This is a genomic window from Phycicoccus sp. 3266 (assembly GCF_031456495.1).
Classification (GTDB): Bacteria; Actinomycetota; Actinomycetes; order Actinomycetales; family Dermatophilaceae; genus Pedococcus.
In genome coordinates this window covers 821,278-839,100 of record NZ_JAVDUW010000001.1, presented here as the reverse complement: position 1 = coordinate 839,100, position 17,823 = coordinate 821,278, and the positions used below count along the sequence as shown (strand labels likewise).

General features: G+C 72.9%; 14 protein-coding genes. 1 reads left to right on the top strand and 13 read right to left on the bottom strand.

Annotated elements, in window-relative coordinates:
* Positions 1 to 35: 35 nt before the first annotated feature.
* Together J2X64_RS03990 and J2X64_RS03985 are read right to left on the bottom strand one after the other, a co-directional pair.
* Positions 36 to 1,844: a SpoIIE family protein phosphatase gene (locus J2X64_RS03990; protein ID WP_310149957.1), complete on the bottom strand. Its 1,809-nt coding sequence runs from the start codon at positions 1,842 to 1,844 to the stop codon at positions 36 to 38.
* A gap of 127 nt (positions 1,845 to 1,971) precedes the next feature.
* Positions 1,972 to 2,763, bottom strand: a complete 792-nt coding sequence (locus J2X64_RS03985; RefSeq protein ID WP_310149954.1) for an SDR family NAD(P)-dependent oxidoreductase — start codon at positions 2,761 to 2,763, stop codon at positions 1,972 to 1,974.
* Between the two features lie 130 nt (positions 2,764 to 2,893).
* On the opposite strand from J2X64_RS03985, the gene J2X64_RS03980 reads away from it, so the two are divergent.
* Positions 2,894 to 3,400 carry a MarR family transcriptional regulator gene (locus J2X64_RS03980; protein WP_310149952.1) on the top strand — a complete coding sequence of 169 codons (507 nt, stop codon included), beginning with the start codon at positions 2,894 to 2,896 and terminating at the stop codon, positions 3,398 to 3,400.
* 64 nt (positions 3,401 to 3,464) lie between these two features.
* Here J2X64_RS03980 and J2X64_RS03975 read toward each other — a convergent pair whose 3' ends face one another.
* The 11 genes from J2X64_RS03975 to J2X64_RS03925 all read right to left on the bottom strand — a co-directional run bounded on the left by J2X64_RS03975 (position 3,465) and on the right by J2X64_RS03925 (position 17,748).
* A complete protein-coding gene (locus J2X64_RS03975) occupies positions 3,465 to 4,025 on the bottom strand; it encodes an NYN domain-containing protein (protein ID WP_310149949.1) in 561 nt (186 codons plus the stop codon).
* Between the two features lie 9 nt (positions 4,026 to 4,034).
* Entirely contained in the window at positions 4,035 to 5,981 is a 1,947-nt protein-coding gene (locus tag J2X64_RS03970; RefSeq protein ID WP_310149946.1) for a hydantoinase B/oxoprolinase family protein, read from the bottom strand.
* Complete coding sequence (locus tag J2X64_RS03965) at positions 5,981 to 8,116, bottom strand: hydantoinase/oxoprolinase family protein (protein ID WP_310149940.1); 2,136 nt, start codon at positions 8,114 to 8,116, stop codon at positions 5,981 to 5,983. The genes J2X64_RS03970 and J2X64_RS03965 overlap by 1 nt, the downstream gene beginning before the upstream one ends.
* A 58-nt stretch (positions 8,117 to 8,174) precedes the next feature.
* Positions 8,175 to 9,725, bottom strand: coding sequence for a serine hydrolase domain-containing protein (locus J2X64_RS03960; RefSeq protein WP_310149937.1), 1,551 nt, complete (start codon positions 9,723 to 9,725; stop codon positions 8,175 to 8,177).
* A gap of 55 nt (positions 9,726 to 9,780) precedes the next feature.
* Positions 9,781 to 10,473 (bottom strand): GH25 family lysozyme, encoded by a 693-nt coding sequence (locus J2X64_RS03955; protein ID WP_310149932.1) that lies wholly within the window; start codon positions 10,471 to 10,473, stop codon positions 9,781 to 9,783.
* Positions 10,474 to 10,638: 165 nt separating this feature from the next.
* Positions 10,639 to 11,535 (bottom strand): carbon-nitrogen hydrolase family protein, encoded by an 897-nt coding sequence (locus tag J2X64_RS03950; RefSeq protein WP_310149929.1) that lies wholly within the window; start codon positions 11,533 to 11,535, stop codon positions 10,639 to 10,641.
* The gene (locus tag J2X64_RS03945; protein ID WP_310149926.1) at positions 11,535 to 12,188 is read right to left on the bottom strand and encodes a carbon monoxide dehydrogenase subunit G; all 654 of its coding nucleotides are present in this window, start codon (positions 12,186 to 12,188) and stop codon (positions 11,535 to 11,537) included. Before J2X64_RS03945 ends, J2X64_RS03950 begins: the two co-directional genes overlap by 1 nt.
* The gene (gene cutA, locus J2X64_RS03940; protein ID WP_310149923.1) at positions 12,185 to 14,629 is read right to left on the bottom strand and encodes an aerobic carbon-monoxide dehydrogenase large subunit; all 2,445 of its coding nucleotides are present in this window, start codon (positions 14,627 to 14,629) and stop codon (positions 12,185 to 12,187) included. The genes J2X64_RS03945 and cutA overlap by 4 nt, the downstream gene beginning before the upstream one ends.
* A complete protein-coding gene (locus J2X64_RS03935; RefSeq protein WP_310149921.1) occupies positions 14,626 to 15,147 on the bottom strand; it encodes a 2Fe-2S iron-sulfur cluster-binding protein in 522 nt (173 codons plus the stop codon). Before J2X64_RS03935 ends, cutA begins: the two co-directional genes overlap by 4 nt.
* Positions 15,144 to 16,028, bottom strand: coding sequence for a xanthine dehydrogenase family protein subunit M (locus J2X64_RS03930; protein ID WP_310149918.1), 885 nt, complete (start codon positions 16,026 to 16,028; stop codon positions 15,144 to 15,146). The genes J2X64_RS03935 and J2X64_RS03930 overlap by 4 nt, the downstream gene beginning before the upstream one ends.
* An 82-nt stretch (positions 16,029 to 16,110) precedes the next feature.
* Positions 16,111 to 17,748 carry a solute carrier family 23 protein gene (locus tag J2X64_RS03925; RefSeq protein ID WP_310149915.1) on the bottom strand — a complete coding sequence of 546 codons (1,638 nt, stop codon included), beginning with the start codon at positions 17,746 to 17,748 and terminating at the stop codon, positions 16,111 to 16,113.
* Positions 17,749 to 17,823 lie beyond the last annotated feature (75 nt).

Genomic DNA, 17,823 nt, shown 5'->3' with positions numbered 1-17,823 from the left:
CGCAGGCGGGGCCTCGACCGGACCGGGGGAGCGCCTCAGGCCGGCTGTCGGCGCAGCGCGAGGATCGCGACGTCGTCGTGCCGCTCGGGCCCGAGCATGCGCTCCGCGAGGGCCACCAGGAAGTCGCCGAGGGTTCCCTCCCGTGCGTCGAACCGCACGCCCTCCGCGACGACCTCCCGCAGCTCGCGCAGCCGTTCCCCGAGGTCCTCGCCCCGGCGCTCGACCAGCCCGTCGGTGAACAGCAAGAGCATGTCGCCGGGGCCGAACGAGAACGCCGACGCCGCGCGTTCCGTGGGCCCGACCCCGAGCAGGGGCGAGCGCCCGAGCTCCATGAACTCGGTCGAGCCGTCGGCGCGGACCAGCAGGGGCGGCGGGTGGCCAGCAACGGTCGCCCAGGCCTCGTCGTGGTCCTCGTCGAGCAGCAGGTATGCCGCGCTCGCCAGGGGGATGAGCGGGTCGCGTTCCATGAACGCGTCCACGGCGGTCGCGAGGGCGTCGGGGTGCGGGTCCTGCGTCATCAGGACCCGCGTGGCGGCGCGCAGCCTGGACCCGGCCACGGCCGCGTCCACCCCGCGGCCCATGACGTCGCCCATGACCACCGCGAGCCGGCCGTCCGGCAGCACGTCGACGTCGTAGAAGTCACCTCCGACCTCCGTGCGTCCGGACTGCTGGTAGAGGTCGGCGAACTCCCAGCCGCCGAGCGCGGGCAGCTCCTGCGGCGAGAGCGTTGCCTGCAGCTCGGCCGCGACGCGACGGCTCTCGGAGTACAGCTCGGCGTTGTCGATCGCCAGGGCCGCGCGGCGCCCGAGGTCCTCGGCGAAGGGGATGTCGGCCGCGGAGTACCGGCGCCCGGACTCGGCGGAGACGAAGGTGAGCACCCCGAGCACCCGCTCGTGCGCGCGCAGCGGCACGGAGAGGGCGCTGCGCAGCCCGAGCTCGCGGGCGACGCGCAGGTGCTCGGGGTCCCGGGTGCCCTCGACGAGCATCTCGTCGGTGACCTCCTCGATGAGCAGGCTCTGGCCGGTGCGGGCCACGACGGCCGACCCGCTCGGCCGCTCCGGGTCGGACGGCCAGCGGGACTGCACCTCCCGCGCCAGCGCGACCTTCGCGGGGTCGACGTGGGCGACCGTGAGGCTGCGCAGGACCCCCGCCTCCAGCACCTCGACCGCGCACCAGTCGGCGTGGAACGGCACCGCGAGGCCGGCCACCTGGGTGAGGGTCTCGTGGTAGTCGGTCGTCGAGGCGAGCACGGTCGAGGCGTCGGCCAGGAACTGCAGGCGTGCCTCCTGCTCCGCGCGCTCCGCCTCGGCGGCCAGCCGCTGCACGGTCGCGGCGCACACGTCGGCGAGCACCGACAGGACGGCCAGCTCGTCCTCGGCCAGGTCCACGCAGCGGTCGTCGAACCGGAAGGCCATCGCGCCCAGGGCGGTGGTGTCGTCGCCGCGACCCAGCAGGGGCAGCGTCACCGAGGACCGCTCCACACCGTCGTCCAGGGACGGGTAGCGCGCGACGAGGTCGGCGCGGTCGCGGATCCGGACGACGGCACCCGTGCGCACCGCCTCACCGAGCGGACCCTCGAGGTCGAGGTCGAAGACCGAGTACTGGGTGATCTGCTCCGGGGTGAGCCCGACCGTGCCGTGGGCGCGGAGCAGCCGTGGTCCCTCGCGGACGACGACGATCGCCGCATCCGCCTCGAGCACCCGGCCGGCCTCACGGGTGATGACGTCGGACATGGTGGCCAGGTCGTCGGCCTGGGCGAGCTGCGCCGTGACCGCGGACAGCGCGACGAGCCGCGACGACGCAGCCGCGTCGCCCTGCCGGGCCGCCGCTGCCCTGCTCGCCATCGGTCCTCCTCCTCGAGATGAACGCGCGACGGTGCGCGTCCGCTCCATGGAGGCCGTGGGCTCGACCGCATGCTCGATGGCCCAAGGTACCGCCCAGCGGGTGCCCTGCACCCCTATCGCTGCGAACTCAGAGCATCGTCGTGAGGACTCCGCCGTCGGCCCGCAGGGCGGCGCCGTTCGTGGCGGACGAGCGGGGGCTGGCGAGGTAGACGGCGAGGTCCGCGATCTCGGACGGCTCGAGGAAGCGCTGCACCAGCGACGTCGGGGTCGCGGCGGCGAGGTCCGACCGCAGGTCATCGACCGACCTGCCCATGCCGTGCGCGACCTGCTCGACGGCCCGGGCCACGCCGTCGGACCAGGTCGGTCCGCCCAGGATGGTGTTGACCGTGACGCCCGTGCCCCGCGTGCGCTTGGCGAGCCCGTTGGCCAGCGCGAGGGTGGCCGCCTTGGTGACTCCGTAGTGGACCATGTCGGCCGGGACGTTCACGCCGGACTCGCTGCTGACGACGATGATGCGGCCCCACCCGCGCTCGAGCATCGGTCCGAGCAGCCGCCGGGAGAGCCGGACGGCACTCATGACGTTGACGTCGACGTAGCGCTGCCAGTCTTCGTCGCCGATCTCCTCGAACGCCCTGACCTCGAACAGGCCGACGTTGTTGACCAGGATGTCGACGTCGTCCAGCGCGGCCACGAGCCGGCTCACCTGGTCGGCGTCGGCGAAGTCGGCCGCGATGCCGCCGACGGTGCTGCCCGGGTGGTCCACCTCGAGGCTCTTCACCGTCTGCCGAACCGTGTCCTCGTCGCGGCCGTTGACGACGACCGCCGCTCCCTCGGCGAGCAAGGCCCGGGCGGTGGCCAGCCCGATCCCCTTGGTCGAGCCGCTCACGAAGGCCCTCTTGCCGGTCAGTCCCAGGTCCATGCTGTCTCTCCACATCCGCGTCGTCGGCACTGCATTTACTTGACTGAGCAAGTGACCGTAGACGACGAGGAGTTTCCTGATCAAGTCAGTCCGGCCGCGGACCACCGGCCTGCTCGCGTACGCTGCCGCCATGCCGGAGCAGCCTGCGCCCACCCGCCTCACCACCGAGGCCCTCGAGACCTGGGCCTCGCTGGCCACCGTGCTGGAGTGGCTCCCCGCCGCCCTCGACGGTCAGCTGCAGCGGGACTCCGGCCTGACACACTTCGAGTACGGCGTCCTCTACGCCCTCGCCGACGCCCCCGAGCACACGCTGCGCATGAGCGTCCTCGCCGGCTACGCCAACAGCTCGCTGTCACGCCTGTCGCGCGCCGCCACGAGGCTGGAGTCGAGGGGCTGGCTGCGCCGCACCCCGGACCCGGGCGACGGGCGCTTCACGCTCGCCCAGCTCACCGACGAGGGGCTGGAGGCCTTCGAGGCGGCGACGCCCGGGCACGTGCGCACCGTGCACGACCTCGTGCTCGACCGGCTGACCGCAGCCCAGGCCAGGCAGCTCCGCGAGATCACGCGGCGGATCATGCTCGCCATCCGCGAGGAGGGCGGCTGGGCCCCCGCCGCGGACGCGAGCCCACCCGCCTGACCGACGTCGACGTGGCCCGACCCTGCGAGCGGATGTCGCCCACACGCCGGGACGCTCCCGGCGTCTAGAGGAACTGGACCGGGTCGAACTCCTCGATCGGGATGATGCGGACCCGGGGGAGCCGATCGTTGAACGCCTGCACGTCGTACTCGAGGTCGAACATCTCCAGCCCGTCCTCGGCGAGCTCGACGAAGTCCCGGTTGCGGAACTCGGTGAAGCCCACGAGCCCGACCCGGCGCCCGTCGAGCAGGTTCTCCACCTGGTCGACGAAGTCGCCGTCGTTGCTCACGAGCAGCACGTCCGCCTCGCGGCACCGCAGCTCCTCGAGGGTCCGCTGGATGGCGATGTCGACGACCTTCTGGCCGGCCGCGCCGGACAGGGCGATCGGCCGGTAGCCGATGGCGAGCAGCGCCTGCACGAACGCCATCGGCAGCTCGGTGTTGGCGGCGAGGAAGAACAGGCCGCTCGCGTCCTGGCCCCAGCGCTCGCGGGCGAACTGCAGCAGCCGCTCCCACCGAGGCCGCTCCTCGGGCCGGGGCCGCCGGCCCAGGATCGAGTTGCCGAGGGTGGCGTCGAGGTTCTCCCCGTCGACGAGGACGTAGGTCGTGCGCGCGGCCTGGGACATGACCCGAGGCTAGAGCCAGTCGACGTCGGCCGCCGCACTGCCGTCGGCGAGGCGGGCGTACCCGGGTCCGCGGTCGAAGAACGGCTGCCCGCCCGCCCCTTCCCGCTCGGCGCGCAGCCGGGCGCGCAGGGCGTCGCTCGCCGGCTCGTCGACGACCGGCTCGTCCTTGCCGCCCGACGCCACGACGCCGTATGCCGCGTGCGCGCCCTCGAAGGACACCTTCCCCCAGCGCAGGTCCTGCTCGACCTCGGCGTAAGGCCGCTCGAGCGGGTCGCCCCACCCGCCTCCGCCGGTCGTGCGGATCCGGATGACCTGTCCCGCCCGCACCGGTTCGGCGTCGGCCAGCGCGTCGACCTCCCGCTCGTCCGGCCCGCCGGGGTCGATGGTGACGCTGAACGGCATACCGGCCCTGCCTCCCTTGACCCCCCAGCAGGCGAGGATCGAGCGGTCGGCGATCGACATGAAATGGGCGTCGCGCAGCATCCGGATGTGCTTCTCGTAGCCCAGACCGCCGCGGTGCCGCCCGGCACCGCCGGAGTCGACCGCCAGCCCGAGCCGCTCGACGACGAACGGGAAGCGGGACTCGGTGAACTCGGTCGGGAGGTTCCGGCTGTCGGGAACGACGTGGATGGTGTCCTCGCCGTCGGCGTAGTAGCGCCCACCGGATCCGCCGCCGAGGACCTCGCGCATGAGGTAGTCGTTGCCGTCGCGGTCCTTGCCGTAGACGCCGGTGTAGCGGATCGTCTCCTGGTCGGCCGGCATCCGGCCGTCGACCGCCTTGGCGACGACGCCGGCGAGCACCCCGAGCAGCCGCAGGATGACGAACGTGCGGGCGTTGGTCGGGGCGGGGTAGATCGGCGTGAGCAGCGTGCCCTTGTCGGGGAAGCGCATCTCGATCAGCGGCACGACGCCCTCGTTGACGTCGAGCTCGGCCATCCGCTCAGGCGACTCGGCGAGGTTGCGCAGGATCGGCGCGAGCCACTTCTTGAGGAAGTTGCCGCCGACGTAGTCGCCGCAGTGGTTGATCGGGCCCTTGGCCTGCGGGCTCGTGCCGGTGAAGTCGATGACGAGGCGCGGTCCGGCGGGACGGCCGTTCTCGGGGTCGGCCGTGGCGTCGCTGACCTTGGTGAGGGTGATCCGCTGCGTGTGCAGCTGTGGCTCGTCGACGCCGTCGTGCTCGGCGTAGTCCTCCCAGACGTAGGTGCCGTCCGGGATCTGCGACAGGATCTCGCGCCGGTACGTCTCGGTGGTGCGGTCGAGGATCGTGTCGAACGCCGCCTCGATGTCGGCCCTCCCGTAGCGCGCGAACAGCTCACCGAGGCGCCGCGCGCCCATCAGGCAGGCGGAGCACTCGGCGTCGAGGTCGGCGGCCAGGCTGTCGGGCATGCGGCTGTTCCGGGTCATGATGCGCAGGGCGGCGCGGTTCGGGACTCCCTTGTCCCACAAACGGATCGGTGGCACCGACAGGCCCTCTTCGAAGACCGTTCTCGCGTTGCTCGGCATCGACCCCGGCACCGCGCCGCCGATGTCGTCGTGGTGCCCGAACGCCTGCACGAACGCGACGACCTCGCCCTCGTGGAAGACGGGCACGGTCACGCACAGGTCCGGCAGGTGCCCGATTCCGCCCTCGGACTCGTAGACGTCGTTGTGGAAGAACACGTCGCCCTCGGACATCTCGGCGATGGGGAAGTCGCGCACGACCGGGTGGACGAGCGCGGAGTACGAGCGCCCGGTCAGCTTGCGCAGCTGCCGGTCGTGGATGCCGGCTCGGAAGTCGTGCGCGTCGCGGATCATCGGGCTGCGGCTGGTGCGCGCGATGGCGGTCTCGACCTCCATCTCGACGCTGGCCAGGGTGCCCTGGACGATCTCGACGAGGATCGGGTCGACGTCCGTCCCCTCGGGGGTGAGCCGCTTCCCGTGCTCGTATGCCGTGGGGAGCCCGGCGTTGTTGACCATCAGTCCTCCCTGGTGACGACGAGGTTGCCGAGCTGGTCGACGCGGACCGCGAAGCCGGGGTGGACCGGCACCGTCGAGCCGAACTCCTCGACGACAGCCGGCCCGGCGAACGTGTCCCCGGCGCGGAGGTCGGGCCGCCACAGCACCGGGGTCTCGACATACCCCTCGTCGGCGTCGAAGCAGACCCGCCTGCTCGAGGTCTTTGAGCGATCCGGGCGGTCAGGGGCGCCGGGATCGCTCAAAGACTCGGGGCGGGACGGGAGGTCGCGCAGCTCGGGGCGGGACGGGAGCGCACGGAGCTCGGGACGCGCGATCGGGCCGATGCCGGTGACCCGCAGGTTGACCCACTCGACCTGCTGGGTCGGGTCGCCGGCGAAGTCGTAGCCGTAGAGCGCACGGTGCTCTGCGTGGAACGCGTCGGCGACGGCATCGGCATACGCCGCGTCGACCTGTCCCGACCCGCCACCGGGCGCGGGCACGCGCACCTCGAAGGCCTGCCCGAAGTAGCGCAGGTCGACGGTCCGGACGTACCGGTGCCGGTCGCGCGGGAAGCCCTCGGCGTCGAGCGCGGAGGCTGCGCGGTCGGTGAGCTCGTCGAACGTCTTCTGCACCGCGGCGAGGTCGAGCGACCCGTGCCGGGCGACCATCGTCTGCACGTAGTCGTTCTTCACGTCGACGGTGAGCAGCCCGAACGCGCTGACGTTGCCCGGGTCCCGCGGCACGACGACCCCGGCCAGGTCGAGGATGTCCACGAGCCGGCACGCGAGCAGCGACCCCGAGCCCCCGAACGTCGCGAGCATGAAGTCCCGGACGTCGAGCCCGCGCTTGACCGACACCTGGCGCAGCGCGTTGGCCTGGTTCCAGGCCGAGATCTCGAGGATGCCGGAGGCGCAGCGGACCGGGTCGAGGCCCAGCCGCTCGGCCAGCGCCTCGACGCCCGCCCGGGCGGCGTCGACGTCGAGCGGGATCTCGCCACCGAGCAGGTGCGGCGGGATGCGGCCGAGGACGACGTGCGCGTCGGTGATGGTCGGGTCGGTGCCGCCCTTCGCGTAGCAGAGCGGGCCGGGGTCCGCGCCCGCCGACTGGGGTCCGACCTTGAGGGTGCCCTCGGGGGAGACCCACGCGACCGAGCCGCCGCCCGCACCGACCGTGACCACGTCGATCATCGGGATCTTGCTGGGGTACGCGCCGACGGTGCCCTCGGTGGTCAGGGTCGGCTCGCCGTCGAGCACCACCGACACGTCGGTCGAGGTGCCTCCGCCGTCGCACGTGAGCACCTTGGCGAACCCGGCCCGGGCGGCGACCAGCCCGGCACCGAGCGCGCCGGCCGCTGGGCCGGACAGCACCGTGGTGATCGGCTGGTGCACCACCTCGTCGGCCGACAGGACGCCGCCGTTGGACTTCATGATCGAGAACGGGACACCGGGCGCGATCGCGTCGAGCCGCTCGTGGATGTTGGCGACGTAGCGCGACACGCTCGGCTTCACCGCGGCGTCGACGAGCGTCGTCATCGCCCGCTCGTACTCGCGGTACTCGCGCAGCACCTCGCTCGAGATCGACACGACGGCCTCGGGGTGCTCGCGCCGCAGGACCTCGCGCATGGCGACCTCGTGCCGGTCGTCGGCGTAGGAGTGCAGGAAGCAGACGCCGATCGTCGTGATGCCGCGGTCGCGGAACCAGCGGGCTGCCCCCACCGCGCCCGCCTCGTCGAACGGCCGGATCTCGTTGCCCTCGTAGTCCATCCGGCCACCGACGGTGCGGACGTGGTCAGCCGGGACGATGCGCGGCGGCTTCACCCAGAAGTAGGAGTTGCCGTACCCGTCGGGCACCGCCTGGCGCGCGATCTCGAGCAGGAACTCGTACCCCTCGGTCGTCACGAACCCGAGCCGTTCGACCTTGCCCTCGAGCAGCTTGTTGGTGGCGACGGTCGTCCCGTGGCTGACCGACGTGACGTCCGCGCCGGTCGCGTCCATGAGGCCGAGGACCTTCTCGACGCCCGTGATGAAGCCGTCAGCAGGGTTGGCAGGGGTCGAGGGCGTCTTGGTCGTGACGAGGTCGCCGGTGTCCTCGTCGAGCGCGACGACGTCGGTGAACGTCCCGCCGGTGTCGATGCCGATCCGGATCCGTCGCGCCATGCGAGCGATTCAACCCATTCGCCCCCGCACGGGCGTCGGCACATGTTGCCAACCGGGCCTAGGGGGAGAGGTAGGCCCGGTCCCCGGGTAGGACGAGCGCGAGCGGGTCCGACCCGTGCAGCGGCACCTGGTGCCAGCCCAGCCACGCGGTGCCGTCGTGGCGCGTGCGCACGAGGACCCGGTGCGGGGTCTCGACGAGCCGCAGGTCCGCCTCGAACGTCCCCTCACCCGTCCAGCCACCCGACGCGGCGACGACCAGCTCGACGTCGCCGACGGTGAGCCGCGTGTCGACCCAGCGCCCGTCCCCGACCTCGACCGTCGCCGTGGTGCCGTGCGCCTCGACCGTGAGCCGGTATGCCGCCGAGCCGCCGGTGGCCTGCCCGGCGTCTGTCGCCTCACCGGCGCCTGTCGCCTCACCGGCGGGGCCAGGGCCGTCGACCCCTTCGACGCGCACCCCGGCATACGCCTCGGGGAGCTGGCTGTCGGCGGACCGGGTCCAGGACCCCATGCCGAACCGGCCGGGGGCCGACCGTGGCGTCGGGACGGCGAGGGCGGCCATGCGCGCTGCCAGCGCGTCGTCCGCCCCCGGGTCGCCGTCGCGGTCGACCGCGGGGAGCAGGTGCTCCCAGACCAGGTCCAGGACTGCCTGCATGTCGACGGTCTCCGACGTGATGGCCAGGGCGATGTCCTGCTCGGGCAGCACGATCGCGTACTGGCCGTAGGCGCCGTCGCCGCGGTAGCCGTGGCTGGCGCCCCAGAAGGAGCAGCCGTACCCGTGCGTCCAGTCGGGGTTGGGGGCGGGCTCGCGGTTGGGCAGGCCGGTCGGGGACGTCGCCGTCGAGACCCAGTCGGGGGACAGCAGCCGGTCGCCCGCCCACGTGCCGTGGTCGAGGTAGGTCTGGGCGAGACCGAGGATCGCGTCGGTGCCGACGTGGATGCCCGAGAAGCCGAGCTCGCGGCCGGTCGCGGTGCGGTGCCAGCGCACGCGCTCGGCGCCTGCGGGGTCCAGCACGGACACGACCCGCGAGCGGACCAGGTCGAGCACGCCGCTGCCCGTCACCTCGCGGACGCACGACGCCGCCAGGTAGGTCGCCAGCTGGTTGTACGCCCAGGCGGTGCCCGGCTCGTGCTCGGGCTCGTGCGCCAGGATCGCGCCCAGCACGGGGTCGGTGCCGTCGTTCGACGGCATGGTCGCCGACAGGGCCACCCGCCCCGGCCAGGCGTCGACGTCGTGGCCGGTCGCCATGGTGAGGCAGTGGCCGAGGGTGAGCTTCCTGTACCGCTCGGACACCTCGGCTCTGGCCGGCAGCAGGCTCGCGGGCAGCACGTCGAAGACGCGGTCGTCGAGCGAGAGCCGCCCCTCGTCGACGAGCAGCCCGACCGCCGTCGCGGTGAACGACTTGCTCAGCGAGTACACGAGCTGGACGCGCTCCGCGGCATACGGCGCCCACCACCCACGTGCCACGACGTGGCCGTGCCGCGCGAGCAGGAGGCTGTGCGGGTCGTGGCCGTCGGCCTCGAGGGCGTCGACGAGGGCGAGGACGCCGCGGGCGTCGATGCCCTGGGCGGACGGGGAGCTGGTGGGCAGGACGGGGGAGGCTGCGGTCACCCTGCCGACGCTAACCCGACGACGGCCGACGCGCCCCGTCGAGTCCCGCGGTGCGTCAGCGGGTGGGCCGGACGACGTTGAGGTCCACCGGTCCGTCGACCCCGTCGACCCGCGCGCGGTTGCTCGCCTGCCACCAGACCCACGCGCCGGGCGGCCGCACGACGATGCTGCGGACCCAGCGTGGGCGGTCGCGGTTCGGCGGGTACCTCGCGTCCCAGCTGTTGAGGACGTAGTAGCGGACCGGCCGTCCCGTGCCCTTCTCCACCGCGTCGACGAAGGCGTCGAGCTCGCGCTGGACGGTCGCGCGCGGCGGCCGGGCGGAGCAGTTGCCGCTGAGCTCGAGGTCGACGACGACCGGCAGCGAGCGGGTGTCGCGGCGGCCTTCCACGCCGTCGAGGGCGCCGAGGAGGTTCACCGCCTGCTCGGCCCCGCCGCGGCAGAGCGTGAAGAAGTGGTACGCGCCGACCTCGAGCCCCGCCGCGCGGGCCTGCTGCCAGTTGCGCGCGAACGCCGGGTCGCGGAACGTCGCGCCCTCCGTCGCCTTGAGGTATGCCGCGGACACCCCGTCCGCGGCGACGGCCGGCCAGTCGATGGTGCCCTGGTGGGCGGAGACGTCGACGCCGTAGGTCTCGCCGGCCAGCAGCGCGGGGCGCCGGCCGGGCAGCCACAGCTCGATCGCCAGCACGCCCGCGAGCGTGAGCACGAGGACCGCGCCCAGGAGGACGACCACCCCCCGTCGCCGTCGCATACGGGCACCCTAACCGCGCGGCGGCGGACCGGACGACCGATCGTGGCGTCTGGGCCACGAACGGCGGCTCGCGCCCGGTCGGACGACCGTTCGTGGCCTCTGGGCCACGAACGGCGGCTCGCGCCCGGATCGGACGACCGATCGTGGCGTCTGGGCCACGAACGGCTAGTGGGGGAAGGAGGTCCGGGCCTCGCCCTCGAGCTCGGCGCGGTGCCGGCGGATCAGCTCGAGGTTGCGGTCACGGAGGTGGTCGAAGCCCTGGCCGATGTTCGAGCCCGGGGTGAGCGAGGCCAGCGCCGTGTCGGGGTCGAGCAGGGCGCTCACCCACCCCTCGTGCGAGGCGGCCTTGGCGACGATGTGGCCGACCGGCGTCACGATGTGCGAGTTGCCGAAGTAGAGGACCCCAGCCGGGTCGGTGCCGGTGGCGTTGGCCCCGACGACGAAGACGTGGTTGTCGTAGGCGCGCGCCCGCGACGTGAGCTCCCAGACGTCGGCCGAGCGCAGCAGCGCCGACGGCCGGACCATCACCTCGGCGCCGCGGACCGCCTGGATCCGGGACAGCTCGGGGTAGTCGCCGTCGAAGCAGATGATCATGCCGATCCGCCCGAGGTCGGTCTCGACCACCGTGACGTCGTGGCCCGGGGTGACCCAGCCGCCGCCGTCGACGTGCTCGGTGCAGAACGGGTGCGTCTTGCGGTAGACCCCCGCGACCTCGCCGTCGCGCCCGATGAGCACGGCCGCGTTGTAGACCACGCCTCGCTCGGGACCGCGCTCGTACGTGCCGAGGACGACGTGGACGCCGAGGTCGCGTGCCACCTGCTGCACCGGCTCGGTCACCGGACCCGGCACCTCGGAGACGAGGTCCCACAGCTCCTCGGTGGAGCAGTCCGGCGTGAACCCGGTCGTCGCGGTCTCGGGCAGGACGACCAGCTCGGCGCCGGTCGCGTCGACGCAACGGCGCACGAAGTCGACGCACTTGTCGAGGTTCTTGCGCACGGTCTCGGGCGACAGCGGCCCGGGAACCGGCGCGACCTGGATCGCGGCCGTGGTGAATGCGCGCATCAGCGTCCTCCGATCGCCCATCCCACGATAACCCCGGCCAGCGCGACCACCCCGCCCGTGAGCACGCCCCAGCCGAAGTCGCGGTTGCCGCGGCCCCCGGCGCCCATCCCGGCCTCGGCGGCAGGCACGGCCCGCCGCCCGGCATACACGGGCGCGCCGGCGGGCGCACCGGGGTGGCGGGTCAGGACGGGCTGCTCGATCGGCACGGGCCGCACGCCCGCGATGTCGTCGTCGACGGCGGTGAAGAACTGGCCGGCCATCTTGCGCGTGACGCCGGTGAGCATCCGCTGCCCGACGCCGCCGAGCATGCCGCCGACGGTGGCGTCCGCGTCGTACGCGAGGGCGGTGCCGCCCCCGTCGGCCGCGGCCAGCCGCACGACGACGTCCGCGTCGACGGTGCCCGGGCTGCCGGCGCCGCTCGCCTTGAGGGTGAAGCCCTCCGGCGGGTTCGGGTCGTGCAGCGCGACCGTGCCGTCGTAGGTCCCCTTGACCGCCGCGACCCCGGCCGTGACCGTCATGGCGTACCGGTACGGACCGATCTCGGTGAGCGACTCGCAGCCGGGCAGGCAGCGGGCGAGGACGGCGGGGTCGTGGAAGGCGTCGAACACCTGCTGCGGGTCCGCCTTGAGCTCGGCGGTGCCGGAGATCCTCATCGCTGCTCCTCGGGTCGGGTGGCGGTGTCTGGTGTGCCGTGGACGTGCCGCAGGGAGGGCCACTCGCCGCGTTCGTGCCGCCGGCGCAGCTCCCACAGCTCGACCGGCGAGATCGGCATCGAGCGGATCGGGAAGCCCTCGGCGTCCTCGATCGCCGAGGCGATGACGGCCGACACCGGGATGCAGCCCGCCTCGCCGGCTCCCTTGATGCCCAACGGGTTCAGCGGCGAGGGCGTCTCGAGGTGGTCGGTCTCGATGAACGGCACCTCGGACGCGTACGGCATGAGGAAGTCCATGAAGCTGGCGTTGAGCAGCTGGCCGCCCTCGTCGTAGACCATCCGCTCGTAGAGTGCGCCGCCGACGCCCTGCGCGACCCCGCCGTGGACCTGGCCCTCGACGACCATCGGGTTGATCATCGGCCCGCAGTCGTGGACGACGCAGTAGCGCAGGATGCGGACCTCGGCGGTGACCGGGTCGGTCTCGACGACGGCGGCGTGCATGCCGTTGGCGAACGTCGCCTGCGTGGGGGAGTAGAAGTCCTTGCCCTCCAGGCCGGGCTCCTCGTCGTCGGCGACGGGGGGCCGGTCGGGGTCGTTGCTGCCGGCGAACTGCGTGGCCGCCTTGGCCGCCTCGTCGAACGCGTAGCGCAGCGGGTTCGACATCACCGAGACCGTGCCGAGGCCCATGTGCGTGTCGGGTGCCCCCTTGACCCGGACGTCGCCGTCGACGATCTCGAGGTCGTCGGGGCTGACCTCGAGCGCGTCGGCCGCGATCCGCAGCGCCTTGGCCCGGACCTGGCGGGCCGCGAGCGCGATCGCGTTGCCGCTCATGACCGCGGCGCGCGAGGCGAACGTGCCCACGGCATACGGCATGCGCCTGGTGTCGCCGGTCGTGACGTGGACGTCCTCGAGCCGCACGCCGAGCTCGCTGGCCACCACCTGGGCGAACACGGTCTCGTGCCCCTGACCCTGCGAGGTGAGGCCGGTCGAGACGTTGACGCGGCCGCTGGTCTCGACCTGGATGTGGCCGCCCTCGTAGGGGCCGACGCCCGTGCCCTCGACGTAGCAGCCGATGCCGAGCCCGACCCTGCGCCCCTCGGCGCGCGCCTGCTCCCGGTAGGCCGCGAAGTCGTCCCAGCCGACGAGCCGCTCGAGCATGGCGAGCGTTGCCGGGAAGTCGCCGCTGTCGTAGCGCAGCGGCCGGCCGTCCTGGAAGAGCAGACCGTGGTCCCACGGCATCTCGTCGGACTGGATGAAGTTGCGACGGCGGACCTCGGTGCGGTCCAGGCCGAGGTCGTCGGCGATGGCGTCCATGGTGCGCTCCATGGCGAAGCAGCCCTGGGGTCGGCCCGCGCCGCGGTACGGCGTGACGAGGACCGTGTTGGTGTAGAGCGACCAGAACTCGACCCGGTAGGTGCCCGGCTTGTACGGACCCAGCAGCTGGGTCGAGGTGATGATCGGGACGATGATGCCGTAGGGCGTGTAGGCGCCGTTGTCGTGCCAGAACCTCACGTCGAGGGCCAGCAGCCGGCCGTCGTCGTCGAACCCGACCCGCACCCGGTGGAGCTGGCCGCGCTCGTGCGCGCTCGAGACGAAGTGCTCGCGCCGGTCCTCGGTCCACTTCACCGGACGCCCGAGAAGCCTTGCGGCCCAAGGGACCAGGACCTCCTCGGGCCACGGGTGGTTGATCTTGACGCCGAACCCGCCGCCGACGTCGGGGGCGATGCACTCGACCTTGGCCAGGGGCAGGTCGAGCTTGGCGGCGACCGCGGCCCGCACGCCCGTCGAGGTCTGCGTGGAGGAGTAGATCCGCAGCTCCTCGCGCTCGTCGTCCCAGCGCGCGTAGACGCCCCGGCCCTCCAGCGGCATGCTCGCGCTGCGCTCGATCGACAGCTCGAGCTCGAGCGTGTGCGGCGCCGACGCCATGGCGGACTCGACGTCGCCGACCTCCTGCAGCATGTGCGCCGAGACGTTGTCGGGGACGTCGTCGTGGACGAGATGCGTTGCGGCACGGGCGTTCTCGATCCCAACGACGGGAGTGAGCAGCTCGTAGTCGACGCGGATGCGCTGGCAGGCGTCCTCGGCGACGTAGCGGTCACGTGCGACGACGAGGACGACCGGCTCGCCGACGTGGTTCACCTCGTCGCGGGCCAGGGCGTACTGGGTGCGGCCGTGGGTGAGCGTCGGGTGGGGGATGAGCAGCGGCAGGGGCTCGCCGACCCGTCCGGGCAGGTCCTCGTGGGTCCAGATGCCGACGAGCCCGTCGACCTCGAGCGCGTCGGTGACGTCGATGTCGCGGATGCGGGCGTGCGCGTGCGGGCTGCGGACGAGCGCGGCGGCCAGGGCGTCGTGGCCGAGGTCGTCGAGGTAGCGGCCGCCACCGGTGAGCAGCCGCGGGTCCTCGCGCCGCTGGACGGGCGCCCCGAACATGCTGGTCGTCACGAGCCGGCCCCGGTCCCGTCACCGGCGGCCTCGCGCAGCTCGGCGGCGCGCAGGACGGACTTCACGATGTTCTGGTACCCGGTGCAGCGGCACAGGTTGCCCGAGATCGCCTCGCGCGCCTCGTCCTGCGTCGGGTGCGGGTTCTCCTCGAGGTATGCCGTGATGGTCGTGAGGAACCCCGGGGTGCAGAACCCGCACTGCAGGCCGTGGCACTCGGCGAACGCGCGCTGGACAGGCCCCATCGCCTCGCGGGTGCCCAGCCCCTCCACGGTCGTCACGGTGTGCGCCTGGGCGGTGACCGCGAAGACGAGGCACGCCCTCGCGGGCCGGCCGTCGAGCAGGACGGTGCAGGCGCCGCACACCCCGTGCTCGCAGCCCACGTGGGTGCCGGTGAGGCCGAGGTCGTGGCGCAGGAAGTCCGACAGCAGCCGCCGGGCGGGGACGCGCGCGTGGCGCGGGACGCCGTTGACGGTCACGGTGACGTCGAGCAGCTCCTCGACGACGGGGTCGCCGCTCATGCCGCACCTCTCCCGGCCCCCGGAGCGGCGGAGCGTGCCGCCTCGGCCAGCGCGATGCGGGAGAGCTCGACCGCCAGCATGCGGCGGTACTCGGCGGATGCGTGGATGTCGCCCTCCGGGGTGACCGCAGCGGCGACGAGGTCGGTCGCGCCGGACCAGTCGACCGCGGAGGGCTCGGCCCCCGCGAACGGCTCGGTCACGTCGAGGACGACCGGCACGTCGGTCACCGACACGAACGTGAGCCGCGCCCGGTCGACGGCCCCGTCGACCACCGTCACCGCTGCCCCCACGCCGGCGAGCGCGTAGTCACCGTGCCGGCGGGCGCGCTCGACGAAGGTCGTCCCCGTCCCCTGGGGAAGGCACCCGAACCGGACGGCGACTGCGAGCTCCTCGGGCGCGAGCGAGGTCTCAAGTGGGCCGAGGAAGAAGTCGTGCCAAGGGATCTCGCGCGTCCCGGAGGCACTGGCCACCTCGACGACGCCGTCGCACAGGGCCAGCACCGACGGCATCTCGCCCGCCGCGTCGGCGTGCGCGATCGATCCGACGGTGGTGCCCCGGTTGCGGATGACGGGGTGGGCCACGTGGCGCAGGGCCTGCCGCAGCAGCGGTGACGCGGCATACGCCTGCTCGTGCCGCTCGAGGTCCGCGTGCCGGACGAGCGCGCCCACCCGGACGTGGTCCGCGGTGACCTCGACCCCGTCGAGTCCGGTGACGCGGTCGAGGTCGACGAGGTGGGCCGGTGTGGCCAGGCGCATGTTGAGCATCGGCACGAGGCTCTGCCCGCCGGCGAGGACCTTGCCGTCGTGGCCCACGTCGGCGAGCACGCTCGTGGCCTCGTCCACGGTGCGTGGCGCGTGGTGCACGAACGGTGCTGGCTTCACGGGGAGAGCTCCTGCCTGCTCGGGCCTGCGGGGGAGGGGGCGTGGGCCCCCGACGCGGTCGGGGGCCCACCCGGCAGACAGGTCAGGGGTTCCCGTCTCCGGCCTGTCCCGGGAGCGACCCGGAGTGCGGGGTGCGGCCCGCGCCGGTGGCGTCGGTGCCGGCCGCCCCGGTGTGGGTGCCGGGCATGCCTGCCGAGCCGGGCGTGCCCGCCGAGCCCGTGGTGCCCGTCGTACCCGCGCGGTGCGCGCCGACGTGGCCCGCGTGGGTGTCCTGGTAGAGGTCGTCGACGTCGCTCTCGCCGTACGTGTCGCGGCCCAGGACGATGGCCGCACCGCCGGGCCGGTTGGCGCGGTCGCGCAGCTCGCGCGGGGCCACGGCCTTGGCGAGGTGGTAGCCGCCGACGGCGACGATGGTGCCCAGGGCGATGCCGCTGAGGGAGAAGTTGTCGGAGAACTTCAGCGCGACGTTGCCGATGCCCATGATGATGCCCGCGGCGAGCGGCACGAGGTTGATCGGATTGCCGAAGTCGACGCCGTTCTCCTTCCAGATCTTGGCGCCGAGAAGGCCGATCATCCCGTAGAGCACCACCGTGATCCCGCCGAGGACGCCGCCGGGGACGGAGGCCACGAGCGCGCCGAACTTGGGCGACAGGCCGAAGACGATCGCGACGACCGCGGCGACGTAGTACGCGGCGGTGGAGTAGACCCGGGTGGCCGCCATGACACCGATGTTCTCGGCGTAGGTCGTCGTCGGTGAGCCGCCGACCGACGTCGCGAGGACGGTGGCGATGCCGTCGGCCGCGATCGCACGACCCATGTAGGGGTCGAGGTCGTGGCCGGTCATCTCGGCGACGGCCTTGACGTGGCCGGTGTTCTCGGCGATGAGGGCGATGACCGCGGGCAGGACGAGCAGGATCGCTGTGACGGAGAAGGACGGCGTGTGCCAGCCGACGACCTCCTTGCCGTCCGCGGCGATGGTGGTCTGAGACGGGAAGCCGAACCAGGCGGCCTCCTTGACGGCGCCGAAGTTCGTGCGGAAGTGGTCGGTGGCCTTGGTGGCGCCGCCGAGGACGCTGTTGATCTGGCCAGCCGTCCTGTCCAGCACCCACGACAGGACCGTGCCGAAGATGAGCGCGAGGAAGACCGCGATGCGACCGATGAAGCCGCGGAACGCCACGGCGCACACGATGGTGAACACCATGACCGCCAACGCGACCCACTGGTCCTGCGGCCAGTAGATGCCGGCGACGACCGGGGCGAGGTTGAAGCCGATGAGCATGACGACCGCACCGGTCACCGACGGCGGCAGGACCTTGTGGAGCAGCCCCGAGCCGAGGAAGTGGATCAGCAGGCCCACGATCGCGAGGACGACGCCCGCGACGAGGATCGCCCCGGTGACCTCCTTGGAGTCGCCGCCCTGGGCACGTATGGCCGCGACACCACCGACGAACGACGCCGACGTGCCCAGGTAGCTCGGCACCCGGCCGGAGACGATGAGCAGGAACACGATCGTCGCGATGCCGCTCATCATGATCGCCAGCTGGGGGTTGAGGCCCATGACGATCGGGAAGACGAAGGTCGCGCCGAACATGGCGACGACGTGCTGGGCGCCGAGGCCGACGGTCTTGCCCCAGCCGAGGCGCTCGTCGGGGGCGACGACGTCGTCCGGTCCGGCGAGGTTGCCGTCGCCGTGCAGCTTCCAACCCAGGCCCAAGCTCATCCGGACTCCTTCTCGCGGACCGCGTGCCGGCAGGCACGCGGCATACGGTCCCTGCAGGTTAGGCGGCAACCTAGC